At 58.1% G+C, this 17,592-nt stretch carries 18 protein-coding genes; 14 read left to right on the top strand and 4 right to left on the bottom strand.

Translation table 11 applies throughout. The features are described 5' to 3' along the window. The 3 genes from HMCN_RS19780 to HMCN_RS0107515 all read left to right on the top strand — a co-directional run. On the top strand, window positions 1-189 hold a 189-nt coding region (locus HMCN_RS19780), incomplete at its 5' end, for a hypothetical protein (protein ID WP_238552023.1). A 103-nt stretch (window positions 190-292) separates the two neighbouring features. Next, window positions 293-568: a type II toxin-antitoxin system Phd/YefM family antitoxin gene (locus HMCN_RS0107520; protein ID WP_025916800.1), complete on the top strand. Its 276-nt coding sequence runs from the start codon at window positions 293-295 to the stop codon at window positions 566-568. Then, window positions 568-909, top strand: a complete 342-nt coding sequence (locus tag HMCN_RS0107515) for a type II toxin-antitoxin system RelE/ParE family toxin (protein WP_025916799.1) — start codon at window positions 568-570, stop codon at window positions 907-909. Before HMCN_RS0107520 ends, HMCN_RS0107515 begins: the two co-directional genes overlap by 1 nt. A gap of 155 nt (window positions 910-1,064) precedes the next feature. On the opposite strand, the gene HMCN_RS0107510 is transcribed toward HMCN_RS0107515, so the two are convergent. From HMCN_RS0107510 to HMCN_RS0107495, 4 genes are all read right to left on the bottom strand, one after another. Beyond that, entirely contained in the window at window positions 1,065-1,745 is a 681-nt protein-coding gene (locus HMCN_RS0107510; RefSeq protein WP_238552020.1) for an HAD family hydrolase, read from the bottom strand. Window positions 1,746-1,792: 47 nt separating this feature from the next. Continuing rightward, a complete protein-coding gene (ubiG, locus tag HMCN_RS0107505; RefSeq protein ID WP_025916797.1) occupies window positions 1,793-2,488 on the bottom strand; it encodes a bifunctional 2-polyprenyl-6-hydroxyphenol methylase/3-demethylubiquinol 3-O-methyltransferase UbiG in 696 nt (231 codons plus the stop codon). A gap of 139 nt (window positions 2,489-2,627) precedes the next feature. After that, a complete protein-coding gene (ompA, locus tag HMCN_RS0107500) occupies window positions 2,628-3,269 on the bottom strand; it encodes an outer membrane protein OmpA (protein WP_025916796.1) in 642 nt (213 codons plus the stop codon). 281 nt (window positions 3,270-3,550) lie between these two features. After that, window positions 3,551-4,231 (bottom strand): OmpA family protein, encoded by a 681-nt coding sequence (locus HMCN_RS0107495; RefSeq protein ID WP_025916795.1) that lies wholly within the window; start codon window positions 4,229-4,231, stop codon window positions 3,551-3,553. 249 nt (window positions 4,232-4,480) lie between these two features. On the opposite strand from HMCN_RS0107495, the gene gyrA reads away from it, so the two are divergent. From gyrA to lapB, 11 genes are all read left to right on the top strand, one after another. Then, the gene (gene gyrA, locus HMCN_RS0107490; protein WP_025916794.1) at window positions 4,481-7,105 is read left to right on the top strand and encodes a DNA gyrase subunit A; all 2,625 of its coding nucleotides are present in this window, start codon (window positions 4,481-4,483) and stop codon (window positions 7,103-7,105) included. Next, window positions 7,102-8,208: a 3-phosphoserine/phosphohydroxythreonine transaminase gene (gene serC, locus HMCN_RS0107485; protein WP_035626248.1), complete on the top strand. Its 1,107-nt coding sequence runs from the start codon at window positions 7,102-7,104 to the stop codon at window positions 8,206-8,208. Before gyrA ends, serC begins: the two co-directional genes overlap by 4 nt. 45 nt (window positions 8,209-8,253) lie before the next feature. After that, window positions 8,254-9,327, top strand: coding sequence for a prephenate dehydratase (pheA, locus tag HMCN_RS0107480; protein ID WP_025916792.1), 1,074 nt, complete (start codon window positions 8,254-8,256; stop codon window positions 9,325-9,327). Window positions 9,328-9,351: 24 nt separating this feature from the next. After that, window positions 9,352-10,470, top strand: coding sequence for a histidinol-phosphate transaminase (gene hisC / locus HMCN_RS0107475; protein WP_025916791.1), 1,119 nt, complete (start codon window positions 9,352-9,354; stop codon window positions 10,468-10,470). 187 nt (window positions 10,471-10,657) lie between these two features. Further along, complete coding sequence (locus tag HMCN_RS0107470) at window positions 10,658-11,569, top strand: prephenate dehydrogenase/arogenate dehydrogenase family protein (protein ID WP_025916790.1); 912 nt, start codon at window positions 10,658-10,660, stop codon at window positions 11,567-11,569. A 25-nt stretch (window positions 11,570-11,594) separates the two neighbouring features. Then, window positions 11,595-12,947: a 3-phosphoshikimate 1-carboxyvinyltransferase gene (gene aroA, locus HMCN_RS0107465; RefSeq protein ID WP_025916789.1), complete on the top strand. Its 1,353-nt coding sequence runs from the start codon at window positions 11,595-11,597 to the stop codon at window positions 12,945-12,947. 112 nt (window positions 12,948-13,059) lie between these two features. Beyond that, window positions 13,060-13,728: a (d)CMP kinase gene (cmk, locus tag HMCN_RS0107460; RefSeq protein WP_025916788.1), complete on the top strand. Its 669-nt coding sequence runs from the start codon at window positions 13,060-13,062 to the stop codon at window positions 13,726-13,728. Between the two features lie 125 nt (window positions 13,729-13,853). Beyond that, on the top strand, window positions 13,854-15,569 hold the full coding sequence (gene rpsA / locus HMCN_RS0107455; RefSeq protein WP_081801444.1) for a 30S ribosomal protein S1: 1,716 nt from the start codon (window positions 13,854-13,856) through the stop codon (window positions 15,567-15,569). 14 nt (window positions 15,570-15,583) lie between these two features. Further along, window positions 15,584-15,889, top strand: a complete 306-nt coding sequence (locus tag HMCN_RS0107450; RefSeq protein ID WP_025916786.1) for an integration host factor subunit beta — start codon at window positions 15,584-15,586, stop codon at window positions 15,887-15,889. Between the two features lie 121 nt (window positions 15,890-16,010). Further along, entirely contained in the window at window positions 16,011-16,325 is a 315-nt protein-coding gene (locus HMCN_RS0107445; protein ID WP_025916785.1) for a lipopolysaccharide assembly LapA domain-containing protein, read from the top strand. Between the two features lie 22 nt (window positions 16,326-16,347). Continuing rightward, window positions 16,348-17,523 (top strand): lipopolysaccharide assembly protein LapB, encoded by a 1,176-nt coding sequence (gene lapB, locus HMCN_RS0107440; RefSeq protein ID WP_025916784.1) that lies wholly within the window; start codon window positions 16,348-16,350, stop codon window positions 17,521-17,523. The last annotated feature ends 69 nt before the right edge of the window (window positions 17,524-17,592 follow it).

Here is a 17,592-nt window from a genome sequence, read left to right as displayed (position 1 = left end):
CCTGTCTCCTCCAACTCCGTAAAAAGATTGGATTTAGCCCGCACCGAAAGGTCTGCGGGCTTTTTTTTGTGCCCCAGCATATGCCTGCCGCTGAATGAACCCGCATTGAGCGTCTGGTTTTGGGCGTTGGCGGCAAGTCAATTACAAAACATGCTTTATTGGCTTCCACTGGCTGGCTCGTTGCCTTGAACAGCTCAGCTCCTTGACGGCACCACCGCCCCCCATTCAGATACCTTGCTATAAGACTTTAAAAAGACTATATTTGGTCTTTTCTGAAATCAGGAGCACAGCCATGCGCTACTCGTCTCAAGTCAAGCCGATCAGCTACCTCAAGGCCAACGCTGCCGAGGTCCTGACGCGCCTCGCGGAACAGCGTGAGCCCCTGGTCATCACCCAAAACGGTGAAGCCAAGGCCGTCCTGCAGGACGTGGCCTCGTTCGAGGAGACTCAAGAAACACTGGCCTTGCTGAAAATCCTCGCACTGGGCAACCGAGATGTGGCCGCTGGCAAGGTCACGCCTGCGTCCGATGTCGTTGCCCGTCTGCGCGCCAAGCGAGCCACCGGCTGATGGCAGGCGTCCCGGCCAAGTTCGAAGTTCTGCTCACCGAGGGTGCGGAGCAGGACTTGGAGTCTATTCACGACTACATCTCCGAATTCGACTGTGTGCCCAACGCCAACTACGTGTTGGATGAGTTGATGGAGGTTGTGGATAGCTTGTCGAAGTTTCCGGAGCGCGGCAGCTACCCGAAGGAACTGGTCGGCCTCGGCATCAAAGAGTACCGCCAGACCTTCTTCAAGCCGTACCGCGTGATCTACCGTGTCACAGGCAGCCAAGTCATCATCTATCTGATTGCTGACGGGCGTCGTGATATGCAGTCAGTGTTGGCAAGAAGGCTGCTGGGCGCATAGCCCACCTGCCGTGTACTGGCTTCAATTCGAAGGGCTTCGAACCAGTGCTCACCAGTTCGGCGAGCCGGTTTTTCGGGTGGCAACCATACGCCACCAAAATAAAAAGGCCAACCGTTCTCGGTTGGCCTTTGTCTTTTCGAAGTCTTGCTAGCCCGCTAAGCCAGACATTTGCTGTGGATATATTCCAGTAGTTGCAAGGGTGAATCAATAATCAGATCGGCACCCCATGCGCGTGGCGCAAGCTCACCACAATAGCCCCATGCGGCAGCGATGGTATGCATGCCGGCCGCCTGCCCGGCCTGGATGTCGCGAAGGTCGTCGCCTACGTACCAGCAATCCCGCGCTGGTATGCCAAGGCGCCTCGCCGCTTCGAGCAACGGTCCCGGATGTGGTTTTGCTTGCGGCATCGTGTCGCCGGAAATCACACAACCTGCTTCATGCAAGCCAATCCAGTTGATTAAAGGTTCTGTGAAACGCTCTGCCTTGTTGGTTACGATTCCCCAAGCCAGGCTGCGCTCATTGATCCCATTGATCAGGTCGATCACGCCATCGAATAGCCGGCTTTCCACTGCCAGTGCTGCTGCGTAGTTATTCAGAAAACCGATCCGCAGGCTTTCATAACCTTCATCTTCGGGTCCGAGTCCGAATGCTACTCCGATCAATCCTCGCGCTCCTGATGATGCAACTGCGCGCAGCGAGTCGTATGGCGTGGGCATTAAACCCTGCGCTGTTCGTAACAGATTTACTGCCGCCGCCAGATCTGGCGCAGTATCGGCTAAGGTGCCATCGAGGTCGAACAGGATGGCGCGGGGAATTGGGGCGGTGTTTATAATCAAGGTTATGTGCAATATTTCGGTGGCAACTGCCGATCAGTAGAATTTTGTTACGCGGTGCGAGTGCAAGCCACCATGTAGTTGACGCTGGTATCGCTGTTGAGCGAATACAATTGGGTCACGGGGTTGTATGTCAGGCCCTTCATGATATCGACAGTCATGTTTGCATTTCGGATGAATTGCGACAATTCCGCGGGAGTAATGAATTTTGCGTATTCGTGCGTGCCCTTTGGCAGTAGACGTAGCAGGTATTCGGCTCCGATAATTGCGAACAGATAGGATTTTGCAGTCCGATTGAGCGTGGAAAAAAATACGCGACCGCCGGGCTTTACCAAGGTGGCGCAGGCGCGAACGATTGAGGCTGGGTCCGGTACATGTTCCAGCATTTCCATGCAAGTCACGATGTCGTATTTGCAGGGTTCTCTTGCCGCCAGGTCTTCTGCCGCAATCAATTCGTAGCGAACTTTGACGCCGGATTCCAGGCTATGCAAGTCAGCAACCTTGAGGGCTTTTTCGGACAAATCGATGCCTGTGACGTTCGCGCCTTTATTTGCCATGGATTCTGACAGGATGCCGCCGCCACAACCGATATCGACAACGGTTTTTCCGCTTAATGGCAGGCAAGCATTAATCCATTCCAGACGGAGCGGGTTGATCGCGTGCAAGGGGCGGAATTCCGAGCCTGGATCCCACCAGCGGTGAGCGAGATCGCTGAATTTCTGTAGTTCAAGAGGGTCTGCATTCATGGTCGATATGATAGCTGTAAATATGTCGGTGTGCAGGTTATGTGGGATAAAGCAGGTGGCGCTGAACGATGATAGTTTTCTTGCTTATTTTTGCCATAAAAAAACCCCGCGAACGCGGGGTTTAATTGAGCAAGACCGATTACTTGTTGCGTGTACCAACAACTTCGATTTCTACGCGGCGGTTTTTAGCGCGACCGGCAGAAGTTTTGTTGCTGGCAACCGGTTGTTTCTCGCCTTTACCTTCAGTGTATACGCGATTGGCTTCAACACCTTTGGAAACCAGATAGGCCTTGACTGCTTCAGCGCGGCGAATCGACAGCTTCTGGTTGTAAGCATCGGAGCCAACTGAGTCTGTATGACCAACAGCGATGATAACTTCCAGATTGATGTTGCCCAGCTTCGAGACCAGGTCATTCAGCTTGGCTTTGCCATCGGCTTTCAGTACGGCTTTGTCAAAATCAAAGAATGCATCTGCTGCAAAAGTGACTTTTTCCGATGTTGGTGCAGCGGCAGGAGCAACTGGAGCCGCTGCAGCTGGTGCCGCTGCGACAGGCGCTGCGGCCTTGGCGATTTCGCCATCGCAACCAGCGACTGAGTCGGCTGGAGTCCAGTAGCCGGCATGCCAGCACGAACCGAACGGGCTGCGTGCAATTACGCCGCGACCGTCTTGTACGTATGCGCTATTCGGTGTTTTGGCCTGAATATCTTGCGTGCTTTGCGCAGATGCAGAAATGGACAGAACTGCGGACGCAGCGAAGACGAGTTTTGCTAATTTTTTCATATTTTTTCCTCTCGGGTGAGATATCCGCAGATAAACTGCGCTACAAATTTACAACATCTAAAATTGAATTACCACTTGCAACAGGTTATCACAGTTGTAAATTAACCATATGCAATAGTCCGGTTTTCATTTTGCCATAGGCTTTGCTTTGCTGCTTTGTTTGTTAAATTGGTTGCCATATATTTTTGACTATTCGTTGCGATTTCACAACGATAAAATAGGGCGGTATCTATTTGAAAAAATTATCTAAAATGCACTGTCAAAACGGAGTGGGGGCATTGTTATTGAGATGATTGGTCTTTAATCTCAATAGTCAATCGGCGGTTGGGTGCCAGACACTGAATAAGTTTCGAGCGGGTTAGTTTGTTGTTGCAGACTTTTACTGGCTGAGTTGCTCCGGCACCTAAAGCGATGATGGCGGAAGTGATATTTTTGCTTTTCAGGTAAGCAGCCAGGTTTGCGGCGCGTTTGTAGGATAACTGCTGATTATATTTTTCCGGTCCGAGTAAATCGGTATGGCCAGTTATGCGAATGGATTCAATATGGGTGCAACGCGCCAGTCGCGGCAGCACCTCCTGATCGATCCGTTCTTTTGCCGCCTTGGCAAGAGTGGTGCTGTTGAATGGAAAAGTCTGGTCGTTTTCCAAGGTCACGAGGAAATCGCAACGTTGGGGCTCCGGTTGAACAGCGGGTGTGGCTGCTTGCGTGGGCAGGGTGGCGATGGCCGGGGCGGTGGGGTTTGCAATTGGCGGGGTCAGTTCGCCGTCGCATCCCAGGACGGCATCCGCGGTGAGCCAAGTGCCTGTGCGCCAGCAAAGACCGTAGGCGCTGCGCACCACGATTCCATTACTGTCTTGCAGATACGCGCTGTTCGGTTTTTTGGCTTGGATGTCGGATGGCTGAGCGTTCGCGCCGATGACTGTTGAGCCAATCGCAAGGCCTAGGGCCAGTTTGATGAGCATGCTGCTTCCTTTTTTGCGATTTCTTCAAATATGTGGTTGAAACATCCGGCGGTATTTAAGCATATTTTATGATCGGGAGCCGTATTTGTAAGGAAAATACCGGCCCCCCGTCTAGGTTTCTTAAAATCCATGGAAAAAGCGCCACATGCTAAAATTGGCTGTTTACAAGCTCCGACCAGTTGTTGTTGCGATGCCTGCTTAGCAGTCGGCATCATGCGTTAACCCAGTCAAAGATCAGTCGAACAGCCAATGGATCAATTCGCCAAAGAAACAATCCCGATTTCCCTTGAAGAAGAGATGCGCAAGAGCTACCTCGACTACGCGATGAGCGTGATCGTTGGGCGTGCTTTGCCTGATGTGCGCGACGGCTTGAAGCCGGTGCATCGCCGGGTGCTGTTTGCCATGCATGAAATGAACAATGTCTGGAACCGGCCGTATGTGAAATGTGCGCGCGTGGTCGGTGAAACCATGGGTAAATATCATCCGCATGGCGACTCCTCAATTTACGACACGCTGGTGCGGATGGCGCAGAGTTTTTCGCTGCGTTACATGCTGGTTGACGGGCAGGGCAATTTCGGTTCGGTCGATGGCGACAGTGCCGCGGCGATGCGTTACACCGAGTGCCGCTTGGACAAGATCGCCAATGAACTGCTGGCCGATATTGACAAGGATACTGTCGATTTCGTGCCTAACTACGACGGCAAGGAAAAAGAGCCGTCGGTGCTGCCGACCAAGATTCCCAATCTGCTGATTAACGGCTCCTCCGGTATTGCGGTCGGGATGGCAACCAATATTCCGCCGCACAATATTACCGAAGTCATCAAGGGTGCCTTGTTCTTGCTGCGCAATGCCGATTGCAGCATTGATGAATTGATCGAGATCATTCCGGCACCGGATTTCCCGACCGCTGGCATTATTTACGGCGTGTCTGGCGTGCGCGACGGCTACCGCACCGGACGCGGCCGGGTCGTGATGCGCGCCAAGACGCACTTCGAAGAGTTCGGCAAGGAAGGCCGTACCGCGCTCATCATTGACGAACTGCCGTATCAGGTTAACAAGAAATCCTTGCTGGAACGTATCGCCGAGCATGTGCGCGACAAGAAGCTCGAAGGTATCTCTGACATTCGTGACGAGTCCGACAAGTCCGGCATGCGCGTAGTAATCGAATTGAAACGCGGCGAAGTGCCGGAGGTTGTGCTGAACAATCTCTACAAGCAGACGCAGTTGCAGGATACCTTCGGCATGAACATGGTGGCGCTGGTGAATGGCCAGCCGAAGCTGCTGAACCTGAAGGAAATGCTGCAGTGCTTCCTGTCGCACCGGCGCGAAGTCATCACCCGCCGCACCGTGTTCGAGTTGCGCAAGGCGCGCGAACGCGGTCATGTGCTGGAAGGGCTGGCGGTTGCGCTGGCCAACATCGACGATTTCATTGCGATCATCAAGGCGGCGCCGACGCCGCCGATCGCCAAGCTGGAACTGATGTCGCGCGCCTGGGATTCCTCGGTGGTGCGCGAAATGCTGGCGCGTACCGGGACGGAAAATGTCGGCGGCGTCGAGGCATTCCGTCCGGAAAATTTGCCGAAACACTACGGCATCCAGAACGACGGCTTGTACAAGCTGTCGGACGACCAGGCCCAGGAAATCTTGCAGATGCGCCTGCAACGCCTGACCGGGCTGGAGCAGGACAAGATCGTCAATGAATACAAGGATGTGATGGCGCAGATCGCCGACCTGCTGGATATCCTGTCCAAGCCGGAACGCGTGACCATCATCATCACGGACGAATTGACCCTGGCCATGAACGAATACGGCGAAGGCAACAAGGATGTGCGCCGTTCGCAGATTGAACTCAACGCCACCGATCTTGGAACCGAAGACTTGATTACGCCGCAAGACATGGTGGTGACCTTGTCGCATACCGGTTACATGAAGTCGCAGCCGGTGTCGGAATATCGGGCACAGAAACGCGGCGGCCGCGGCAAGCAGGCCATGGCGACCAAAGAAGACGACTGGATCGACCAGCTGTTCATCGCCAATACCCACGATTACATCTTGTGTTTCTCCAACCGCGGTCGCCTGTACTGGCTCAAGGTATGGGAAGTGCCGCAGGGCTCGCGCAATTCGCGCGGCAAGCCGATCGTCAACATGTTCCCACTGCAGGAAGGCGAGAAGGTCACCGTGGTGTTGCCGGTATCGGGCGAAAACCGGACCTTCCCGGAAGACCGTTACATCTTCATGGCGACCAGCCTCGGCACCGTCAAGAAGACTGCTTTGCACGATTTCAAAAATCCGCGCAAGGCCGGCATCATTGCGGTCGACCTCGACGAAGGCGATTTCCTGATCGGTGCGGCGCTGACCGACGGCAAGCACGACGTGATGCTGTTCTCCGATGCGGGCAAGGCAGTGCGTTTCGACGAGAACGATGTGCGGCCGATGGGCCGCACCGCGCGCGGCGTGCGCGGCATGAATATGGAAGAAGGCCAGCAGGTGATTGCGCTGCTGGTGGCTGAAAACGATCAGCAGAGCGTCCTGACCGCCACCGAAAACGGCTTCGGCAAGCGTACCCCGATCCATGAGTACACCCGCCATGGTCGCGGCACCAAGGGCATGATCGCGATCCAGACCAGCGAGCGCAACGGCAAGGTCGTAGCCGCCACCCTGGTCGAGTCCAGCGATGAAATCATGCTGATCACCACCGGCGGCGTCCTGATCCGCACCCGGGTTGCCGAAATCCGCGAAATGGGCCGGGCGACGCAGGGTGTAACGCTGATCGCGGTCGAAGACGGCACCAAGCTCAGTGGCCTGCAGCGCATAGTGGAATCCGATGTCGAGAGCGATGTCGAAGGCGATAACGAGGAGCCGGGTGACGCATGACGACGATTTATAATTTCTCGGCCGGACCGGCGGTGCTGCCGAAAGAAGTGCTGCAGCAGGCCGCTGCCGAAATGCTCGACTGGCATGGCAGCGGCATGTCGGTGATGGAAATGAGCCATCGCGGCAAGGAATTCATGTCCATCATCGAGGCCGCCGAGCGCGACCTGCGTGACTTGCTGGCGGTGCCGGATAATTATCGGATTCTGTTCATGCAGGGCGGGGCGATTGCCGAAAACGCGATCATTCCGATGAATTTGCTCGGTCGCAAGCCGCAGCCCGCGACCGCGGATTACATCAATAGCGGCTCCTGGTCGGCCAAGTCGATCAAGGAAGCGAAGAAGTATTGCAACGTCAACGTTGCGGCTTCCTCCGAAGCCTCCCATTTTTCGGCGCTTCCTGCGCGCGACGTCTGGCGCCTGTCGGAACATGCCGCGTATGTGCACATTTGCAGCAATGAAACCATCGATGGCGTGGAATACCAGTTCGTGCCGGACGTTGCGGCCGCCACCGGCGATGCGCCGCTGGTGGCAGACATGTCGTCCAACATCCTGTCGCGCGTGATCGATGTGTCGAAATACGGCGTCATCTATGGCGGCGCGCAAAAGAACATCGGTCCGGCCGGCTTGACCATCGTCATCGTGCGCGAGGATTTGATCGGCCATGCATTGCCGTTTTGCCCTTCCGCGTTCGACTGGAGACTGGTGGCCGACAACCATTCGATGTACAACACGCCGCCGACCTATGCGATCTACATCGCCGGCCTGGTGTTCCAGTGGCTGAAACGCCAGGGTGGCGTGGCTGCGATCGAGCAGCGCAATATCGCCAAGGCCAAATTGCTGTACGGCGCTCTCGATGGCAGCAGTTTTTACAGCAACAAGATTGCCCGCGACTGCCGCTCCAGGATGAATATCCCGTTTTCGCTGCGCGAGGATGCGCTCAACGCAGCGTTTCTGGCCGGTGCCCAAGAGTGCGGCCTGTTGCAGCTCAAGGGCCACAAGTCGGTGGGCGGGATGCGCGCTTCAATCTATAACGCGATGCCGATCGAGGGGGTGCAGGCACTGGTCGCCTACATGAAACAATTCGAGAGTCAGCACTCCCAGTAACTTGTCCGCTGCAATCGGACTATTGCCTGCATCACACAAGAAATTATGAGCCAAGATAAACTTCAGCCGCTGCGTGTGCAGATCGACGCGATCGACCAGCAGATCCTGGAATTGCTGAACCGGCGCGCCCGCCTGGCGCAGGAAGTCGGGCATGTGAAGGCCGAAACCAATGCGCCGGTATTCCGCCCGGAACGCGAGGCGCAGGTGCTGCAGCGCGTCGCCGAACGCAATCCCGGTCCCTTGTGCAGCCCGGACGTGCAAACCATCTTCCGCGAAATCATGTCGTCCTGCCGGGCGCTTGAAAAGCGGGTCACGGTTGCCTTTCTCGGCCCGGTCGGCACCTTTACCGAGCAGGCGGTATACCAGCAGTTCGGCCGCGCGGTCGAAGGCCTGCCTTGCCCGTCGATCGACGAAGTATTTCGCGCCACGGAAGCGGGTACTGCCGATTTCGGCGTAGTGCCGGTCGAGAATTCGTCCGAGGGCGCGATCAACCGGACCCTCGATTTGCTATTGCAGACCACGCTGACAATCAGCGGCGAGGTGTCGATTCCGGTGCATCACAGCCTGATGTCCTTGAGTGGGACGATGGACGGGATGGTGCGGATTTGCGCCCATTCGCAGGCGCTGGCGCAGTGTCAGGCCTGGCTGAACCAGAATTATCCGAACATCGAACGCCACGCGGTTGCTTCCAACGGCGAAGCGGCGCGGCTGGCATCGGAACAGCCGAGTACTGCCGCCATCGCCAGCGAGATTGCAGGTCAGCAATATGGCTTGCAAATCGTCAATGCGCATATCCAGGACGATCCGCACAACCGCACCCGCTTCGCGGTGATCGGCCGTTTGCAGACCAGCCCCAGCGGGCGGGATCAGACCTCGCTGGTATTGTCGGTGCCGAACCAGCCGGGCGCTGTCTATAATCTGCTGGCGCCGCTGGCCAGGCACGGCGTATCGATGACGCGCTTCGAGTCGCGCCCGGCCCGCATGGGTACCTGGGAATATTATTTTTACGTCGATATCGAGGGCCATCTGCAGGACGGCAAGGTGGCCCGCGCATTGACCGAGCTAAAGCAGAATGCAGCCTTTTTCAAGGTGCTGGGTTCTTATCCTTTTTGCGCTTGATACCATTCAACTCCGGAGTAAACGATGTCGATACAGTACGGCCCCGATTATGTGCGTGCGATTGCCCCTTACCAGAGCGGCAAGCCGATTGCCGAAGTCGCGCGCGAGTTCGGCCTGGACGAGGCCAAAATCACCAAGCTTGCATCGAATGAAAATCCGCTCGGCATGCCGGAGTCTGCCCGCCAGGCGATGCTGAATGCGGTCGCCGATATCGGCCGCTATCCGGATGCCAACGGTTTTGATTTGAAAGCGGCGATTACCGCCAAATACCACGTGCCGCAAGAGTGGATCACGCTCGGCAACGGCAGCAACGACATCCTGGAACTGGCCGCCCACGCTTTCGTGCAGCCGGGTCAGGCGATCCTGTATGCGCAGTATTCGTTCCTGGTCTACGCGCTGGCAGCCCAGGCGGTGGGTGCGCGCGCAATCGCGGTGCCGGCCAAGGATTTCGGCCACGATCTGGCCGCCATGGCGCAAGCGATCACGCCCGACACCAGGCTGATCTTCATCGCCAACCCGAATAATCCGACCGGCACCTTCCTGCCGGCGGCAGCCATCGAGGCGTTCCTGAAAGTGGTGCCGCCGCAGGTGGTGGTGGTGCTGGACGAGGCCTACAACGAATATCTGGCGCCGGAGTTGCAATACGAATCGACTGAGTGGGTCAGGACCTATCCGAATCTGCTGGTGTCGCGCACGATGTCAAAGGCGTATGGACTGGCCGGCTTGCGGGTCGGGTTCGCGATTGCGCAACCGGCCGTTACCGATTTGCTCAACCGCATCCGGCAACCGTTCAATGTCAATTCGCTGGCGCAGGCGGCAGCCATTGCGGCGCTCGGCGACACGCCATTCCTGCAACAGAGCGCGGCGCTGAATGCGGCCGGTTACCTGCAGCTGACGCAGTTTTTCGATGCGGCCGGGCTGGAATACGTGCCGTCTTTCGGCAACTTCGTGCTGGTCAAGGTCGGCAGCGACGACCAGGCCGGCGCCCGGATCAACTTGGCCCTGCTCAAGCGCGGCGTGATCGTGCGCCCGGTCGGCAATTACGGCTTGCCGCAGTGGCTGCGGATATCGATCGGTCTGCCGGAAGAAAACGCGATCTTCATCGAGGCGCTGCGCGCGGTGCTGGCGGCAGATGCCGCCTGAGCGTCCGTTGAGGAATCTCTGTAAAACATATACATAGCTATGTATTTTTAAATGCCGCATATTTTCAGGCGTGAAATGCGGTGTTTTTAATGGTACCCATTGTGTATTTCGAAGGATGCGGGAAGGGGGCTGGCGGCAACGCCTGATTCCCCTTTGTTGGCATGGCCCCTAAATTAGAGTCATTCCCTTGTTCAAGAAAATCGTTATTTTCGGCGTCGGCCTGATCGGCGGTTCGTTTGCGCTGGCGCAGAAGAGGTCGGATATGGCCGCGCAGATCGTCGGCGTCGGCCGCACTGCCGCGCCGCTGGCGCGCGCCATTGAGCTTGGCATCATCGATGGCGCCAGCAGCGCCGATTCCGCCGCGCTGGCAATCTGCCTGCGGGACGCCGAGCTGGTTTTGATTGCGGCCCCGGTAGCGCAGACCGAGACGATTCTGGCTGCCATCGCACCGCATTTGCGGGCCGGCACTATCGTCACCGATGCCGGCAGCACCAAATCCGATGTGGTGGCTGCTGCACGGCGTGCGCTGGGCGCAAAGGTCGCGCAATTCGTGCCGGGCCATCCAATCGCCGGGCGCGAGCAAAACGGGCCGGAAGCGGCGCTGGCCGACTTGTACGTCGGCAAGAAAGTGGTGCTGACGCCGTTGCCCGAGAACGCACCGGCCGACGTGGTCCGGGTGGCCGCCGCCTGGCAGCAATGCGGCGCCATCATCCAGCAACTCACGCCAGAGCAGCACGACCGCGTATTTGCCTCGGTCAGCCACCTGCCGCATCTGCTGGCGTATGCGCTGGTCGATGACATCGCCCGCAAGCCGCATGCCGACTTGCTGTTCCAGTACGCAGCCAGCGGCTTTCGCGATTTCACCCGGATTGCCGGCTCCTCGCCTGAAATGTGGCGCGACATTGCGTTGGCAAATCAGGCCGCGCTGCTGGACGAGCTGGATGCCTACATGATGCAGTTGGCGCATTTGCGCAGCGCGCTGGCGAACCGCGACGGCGGCGCGCTGGAGGCGGTCTTTGCCAATGCCCAGCAAGCCCGGCAGCGCTGGGGCGCGGCGATCGAGGCGGCAGAAAAACAGCAGCAGGAAGGCGGCGATTGATGAATCTGACCATGAGCACAACAGCATGAAGCACAGCAAGCAAGCCCAGCATCCCAAGCATTACCCGCAGCATCTCGACCTGGCGCCCGCCATGCGGGCCGAGGGCGTCGTGCGCCTGCCCGGCTCGAAAAGCATTTCCAACCGCATCCTGCTGCTGGCCGCGCTAGCCGGCGGCGCAACCCGGATCATGGATCTGCTGGCGTCGGACGATACTTTCGTGATGCTCGATGCATTGCGGCATCTGGGCGTGCGCTGGGAGCAGCAGGACGCGACCCAAAACTACACCGTATACGGCGTCGACGGCAATCCTCCGGTGCATCAGGCCGATCTGTTCATGGGTAATGCCGGCACCGCGATCCGCCCGCTGACCGCCGCGCTGGCGGTGATCGGCGGCGACTACACGCTGCACGGCGTGGCGCGCATGCACGAGCGCCCGATCGGCGACCTGGTCGATGCGCTGAACGCGATCGGCGCCCGCATCAGCTACGCAGGCGCGGCAGGCTTTCCACCGCTGCACATCCAGCGCGGCCATATCGATGCCGATCACATGCGCGTGCGCGGCAACGTCTCGAGCCAGTTCCTGACCGCCTTGCTGATGGCCGCACCGTTCATCGCGCGCGAGCAGGCGCTCACCATCGAGGTCGTCGGCGAGCTGATTTCCCGGCCCTACATCGAAATCACGCTGAACCTGATGCAGCGCTTCGGCGTGACGGTCGAGCGTAACGGCTGGCAATCGTTTGCCGTCGCTCCCGGCCAGCGTTACCACAGCCCGGGCGCCATCCACGTCGAAGGCGATGCCTCGTCGGCTTCGTATTTTCTGGCGGCGGGCGCGATCGCCGGCGGTCCGGTGCGGGTCGAGGGCGTCGGCGCCGCCAGCATCCAGGGCGACGTGCGCTTCGTCGAGGCGCTGCAGCAGATGGGCGCTGTCGTCACCATGGGCGACAACTGGATCGAGGCCCGTTCGAACGGCGTGCTGAAGGCGATCGACGCCGATTTCAACCACATCCCGGACGCCGCGATGACCATCGCAGTCGCTGCGCTGTACGCGGACGGCCCCAGCGTGCTGCGCAACATCGGCAGCTGGCGCGTCAAGGAAACCGACCGCATCGCCGCCATGGCGACCGAGCTGCGCAAGGTTGGCGCGCTGGTGGAGGAGGGCGCCGATTATTTGCGGGTGACGCCGCCGGCGCAGCTTCGCGCCGCCACCATCGATACCTACGACGATCACCGGATGGCGATGTGCTTTTCGCTGGCAACGCTGCACGGCGTGGGCCGGCCCGGCGCGGCAATGCGCATCAACGATCCGAAATGCGTGGCCAAGACTTTCCCCGATTATTTTGAAGCGTTCGCCGGCATCGCGCACAATGATTTGTTTTGATGTGATGGTTGTCCGCAGTTTTCTGATTCATGACGGGTATTATTAGCGTCGCCCTGTTTATAAGCGGGAAATGCAGTTTTTTTCATATACTCCAACAATATCAGGAATTGGTATGAGCCAGCCCCGTATTCCCGTGATCGCCATCGACGGCCCCACCGCCTCCGGCAAAGGCACTGTTGCGCAGCGTGTGGCCCAGCAGCTCGGCTGGCATTACCTCGATTCCGGGGCGCTGTACCGGCTCACCGCGCTGTCGGCGCTGCGCAGCAACACGCAGCTGTCGGATCAAGAGCGAATAGCCGCGCTGGCGGCGACGCTGCCGTGCAGTTTCAGCGGCGCCGCAGTGCGCTTGTCGGACCTTGATGTCACTGAAGCCATTCGGGCCGAGGAAGTCGGCAATGCTGCGTCCAAAATCGCCGTTCTGCCTGCAGTGCGGCAGGCGCTGGTCGGCCTGCAACTGAGCTTCCGGCGCGCCCCCGGGCTGGTGGCCGACGGGCGCGACATGGGTACCGTCATTTTCCCGGATGCATCTTTAAAAATTTTCCTGACTGCAAGTGTCGAGGCGCGTGCGCAAAGGCGCTATAAGCAATTGATTGACAAGGGTTTTTCTGCTAGTATTACCGACCTCTCCCGAGATTTGGAAGAGCGCGACGCGCGTGATGCACAGCGCGCCGCCGCTCCGCTAAGGCCTGCCGAGGGCGCGTTCGTACTCGATACTTCGGGCATGAGCGCGGATCAGGCGGTGGCGCAAGTGCTGCGCTGGCATGCGCAAATATCTGCCTGACGTATTTTGTAATTTTGTAGTGCCGTTGCTGCCGCGCATGACGCAAAGTCCTGTGCGGTGTTGATAAACCTAACCCAGTTTAAGTCGCCCGTCGCGACCCCTGCTGGATAACCTGTAAAAAACCTATGACTACTGCTACCACCTCCACCGAATCCACTGGAATGGAAAGTTTTGCCGCCCTGTTCGAGGAATCGCTGTCCCGTCAGGACATGCGCTCCGGCGAAGTGATTTCAGCTGAAGTCGTGCGCCTTGACCATAACTTCGTCATCGTCAACGCCGGCCTGAAATCCGAAGCCTTCATCCCTGTTGAAGAATTCAAAAACGATCAAGGCGAACTCGAAGTCAAGGTTGGCGACTTCGTGTCGGTTGCGATCGAATCCCTCGAAAACGGCTTTGGCGACACCATCCTGTCGCGCGACAAGGCAAAACGTCTGGCATCGTGGCTGGCGCTTGAAAAAGCGATGGAGTCTGGCGAAATCGTCGTCGGTACAGTCAATGGCAAGGTCAAGGGCGGCCTGACCGTTCTGACCAACGGCATCCGCGCGTTCCTGCCGGGTTCGCTGGTCGATACCCGTCCGGTCAAGGACACTACCCCGTTCGAAGGCAAAACGCTCGAATTCAAGGTCATCAAGCTCGATCGCAAACGCAACAACGTGGTGCTGTCGCGCCGTGCAGTCATCGAAGCGTCGATGGGCGAAGAGCGCCAGAAGCTGATGGAAACCCTGAAAGAAGGCACCATCGTCAACGGCGTGGTCAAGAACATCACCGACTACGGCGCGTTCGTGGATCTGGGCGGCATCGATGGCTTGCTGCACATCACCGATCTGGCATGGCGTCGTGTGCGTCACCCGTCCGAAGTGCTGACCGTCGGCCAGGAAATCACTGCCAAGGTTCTGAAATACGATCAAGAGAAGAACCGCGTCTCGCTGGGCGTCAAGCAACTGGGCGACGATCCATGGACCGGTCTGTCACGTCGCTACCCGCAAAGCACACGCCTGTTCGGTAAAGTCACCAATCTGACCGACTACGGCGCGTTCGTTGAAGTCGAGCAAGGCATCGAAGGCCTGGTCCACGTGTCCGAAATGGACTGGACCAACAAGAACGTGGCTCCGAACAAAGTCGTCCAGTTGGGCGATGAGGTCGAAGTCATGGTGCTGGAAATCGACGAAGAGCGTCGCCGCATCAGCCTCGGCATGAAACAGTGCAAATCCAATCCTTGGGATGATTTCGCAATCACCCACAAGAAGGGCGACAAAGTCCGCGGCGCGATCAAGTCGATCACCGACTTCGGCGTCTTCATCGGCCTGGCCGGCAACATCGACGGCCTGGTGCATTTGTCCGACCTGTCCTGGACCGAAACCGGCGAAGAGGCAGTGCGCCGCTTCAAGAAAGGCGACGAACTGGAAGCCATCGTGCTGGCCATCGACGTCGAGCGCGAGCGCGTTTCCCTCGGCGTCAAGCAGCTCGAAGGCGATCCGTTCAACAACTACGCTGCAATGAACGACAAGGGTTCCCTGGTAACGGGCACTGTCAAGTCGGTCGAGCCTAAGGGCGCAGTGATCCAGTTGTCGGACGAAGTCGAAGGCTACCTGCGTGCATCCGAAATCTCGCGCGACCGCGTCGAAGATGCCGGTACCCACCTGAAAGTCGGCGACACCGTGGAAGCCATGGTGTTGAACATCGACCGCAAGGCGCGCGGCATCCAGTTGTCGATCAAGGCAAAAGACAATGTCGAAACCCAGGAAGCAATGCAGAAGATGGCAACTACCGACAACAACGCAGCTTCCGGCACTACCAGCCTGGGCGCGCTGTTGAAGGCCAAGCTCGACAACAAGAACTGATTGTCGGTCGGTAAATGACAAAGTCGGAATTGATTGCCCGTTTGGCCGAGTGCTATCCGCAGCTGGTTGCCAAGGATGCGGATTACGCGGTCAAAACCATCCTGGACGCGATGATCGATGCGCTGGCAACCGGTCAGCGCATCGAGATCCGGGGTTTCGGCAGTTTTGCGCTGAACAGCCGGCCGCCGCGCATCGGACGCAATCCGAAATCCGGCGACCAGGTGATGGTGCCCGAAAAACGGGTGCCGCACTTCAAGCCCGGCAAGCAATTGCGCGAGCGCGTGGATGCGATGGTGGGGCAACCCATCATCGAAGACTGAGTCATTTACAGATAAATCGAAACGGCATCTACGGATGCCGTTTTTTTTCACGTACAATTTCACCTGGTCTTGTCGGCTATGCGATTCCCGCGCCGCCAGCCATGTTTTGGGGAGTCGTGCAATGAAGCTCATTTTCCGAATAATTGCAGGTGTGCTGTTTGTCGTTTTTTTCGGCTTCGCGCTCAAGAATACGCAAGAAGTCGCATTGCGATTCTTTCTGGATTATGAAATACGGGCGCCTCTGGTATTGATGCTGCTGGCTTTTTTCGTCAGCGGCGCCATTTTCGGCGTGCTGGCAATGACGCCGACGGTATTGCGGCAGCGCCGCGAGGTAAGCCGGCACAAGAAAGCCATTGCCGGTCTGGAAAAGGAAGGCGCGGCGCGCGAACTGTCGCGCAGCCAGCCGCCGCAGCCGGACGGCGTGCTGGATCAGTGAGTCATGACAAGATTGAAGCTACATGGAATTTGAAATTTGGTGGTTGCTTGGGATACCGATTTTTTTCGGACTGGGCTGGATCGCGGCGCGCGTGGATATCAAGCAATTGCTGTCGGAATCGCGCAGCTTGCCCAGCGGTTATTTCAAGGGCTTGAACTTCCTGCTCAATGAACAGCCGGACAAGGCGATCGATGCCTTCATCGAAATCGTCAAGCTCGATCCGGAAACCGCTGAACTGCATTTTGCGCTGGGCAGCCTGTTTCGCCGCCGCGGCGAAACCGAAAGGGCGATTCGGGTGCACCAGAACTTGCTGGCGCGTCCCGATCTGCCGCAGGAACATCGCTTGCAGGCGCTGTTCGAATTGGGCCAGGATTACCTGAAGGCCGGTTTGCTGGACCGGGCCGAGGAAACCTTCAATCAGCTGCTGGAAACGTCGTATGGCGCGCAAGCGCGGCGCGCATTGCTGGAAATTTTTCAGCGCGAAAAAGAGTGGCCGCGCGCGATTGAAGCGGCGCAGGGATTGCAGCAATCCGGCGCCGGCGGACGGCAAAAGGAGATCGCCCAGTTTTACTGCGAAATGGCGCAGGACGAACTGGTGCATACCCATCCGGATGCAGCGCTGGCCTTGCTGGAAAAAGCATTGGCCGCCGACCGCAAAAGCGTGCGTGCCACCTTGCTGATCGGCGATGCGGCGCAGGCCAAGGGCGACCTCGAAGGCGCGTTGCTGGCCTGGCGCCGGGTCGAGCAGCAGAGCGTGCCGCATGTGGCGCTGGTGGCGCAGCGCCTGATGGATGCTTATCGCAGCGTCGGACGGGCCGAGGAAGGCATCAATTTATTGAAATTCTATCTGGCCGAAGCGCCGTCGATCGATTTGCTGGAAGTGGTGTTCCAGGGGGTTTTCGAGTTGCATGGGGTGGAGGCAGCCAAGCAGCTGGCCAGCGATGAATTGCGCCGCACGCCGACCTTGCTCGGGCTGGACAAGCTGCTCGATGCGCGCCTGATGGACGCCAGGCCGGAAAACCGGCCCGAGTTGTCGATGGTCAAGCATCTGGTACACGGCTATGCGCAAAAGCTGGCGCGCTATCAATGCAGCCATTGCGGCTTCAAGGCGCGTCAGTTCTATTGGCAATGCCCCGGATGCAATCGCTGGGAAACCTATCCGCCGCGCCGTACCGAAGAGCTGAATGTAATGAACTGAGCTGTCGGCGTGCATTTGGGCAGAGCCTTCCCGGGCATCTCAGTTTATTGGATTATCGTGGGGTATATT

It is taken from the genome of Herminiimonas sp. CN, from assembly GCF_000622895.1.
Lineage (GTDB): Bacteria > Pseudomonadota > Gammaproteobacteria > Burkholderiales > Burkholderiaceae_D > AVCC01.
Note: the sequence above shows the minus strand (reverse complement) of the source record. Positions and strands in the feature narration are given on the sequence as shown.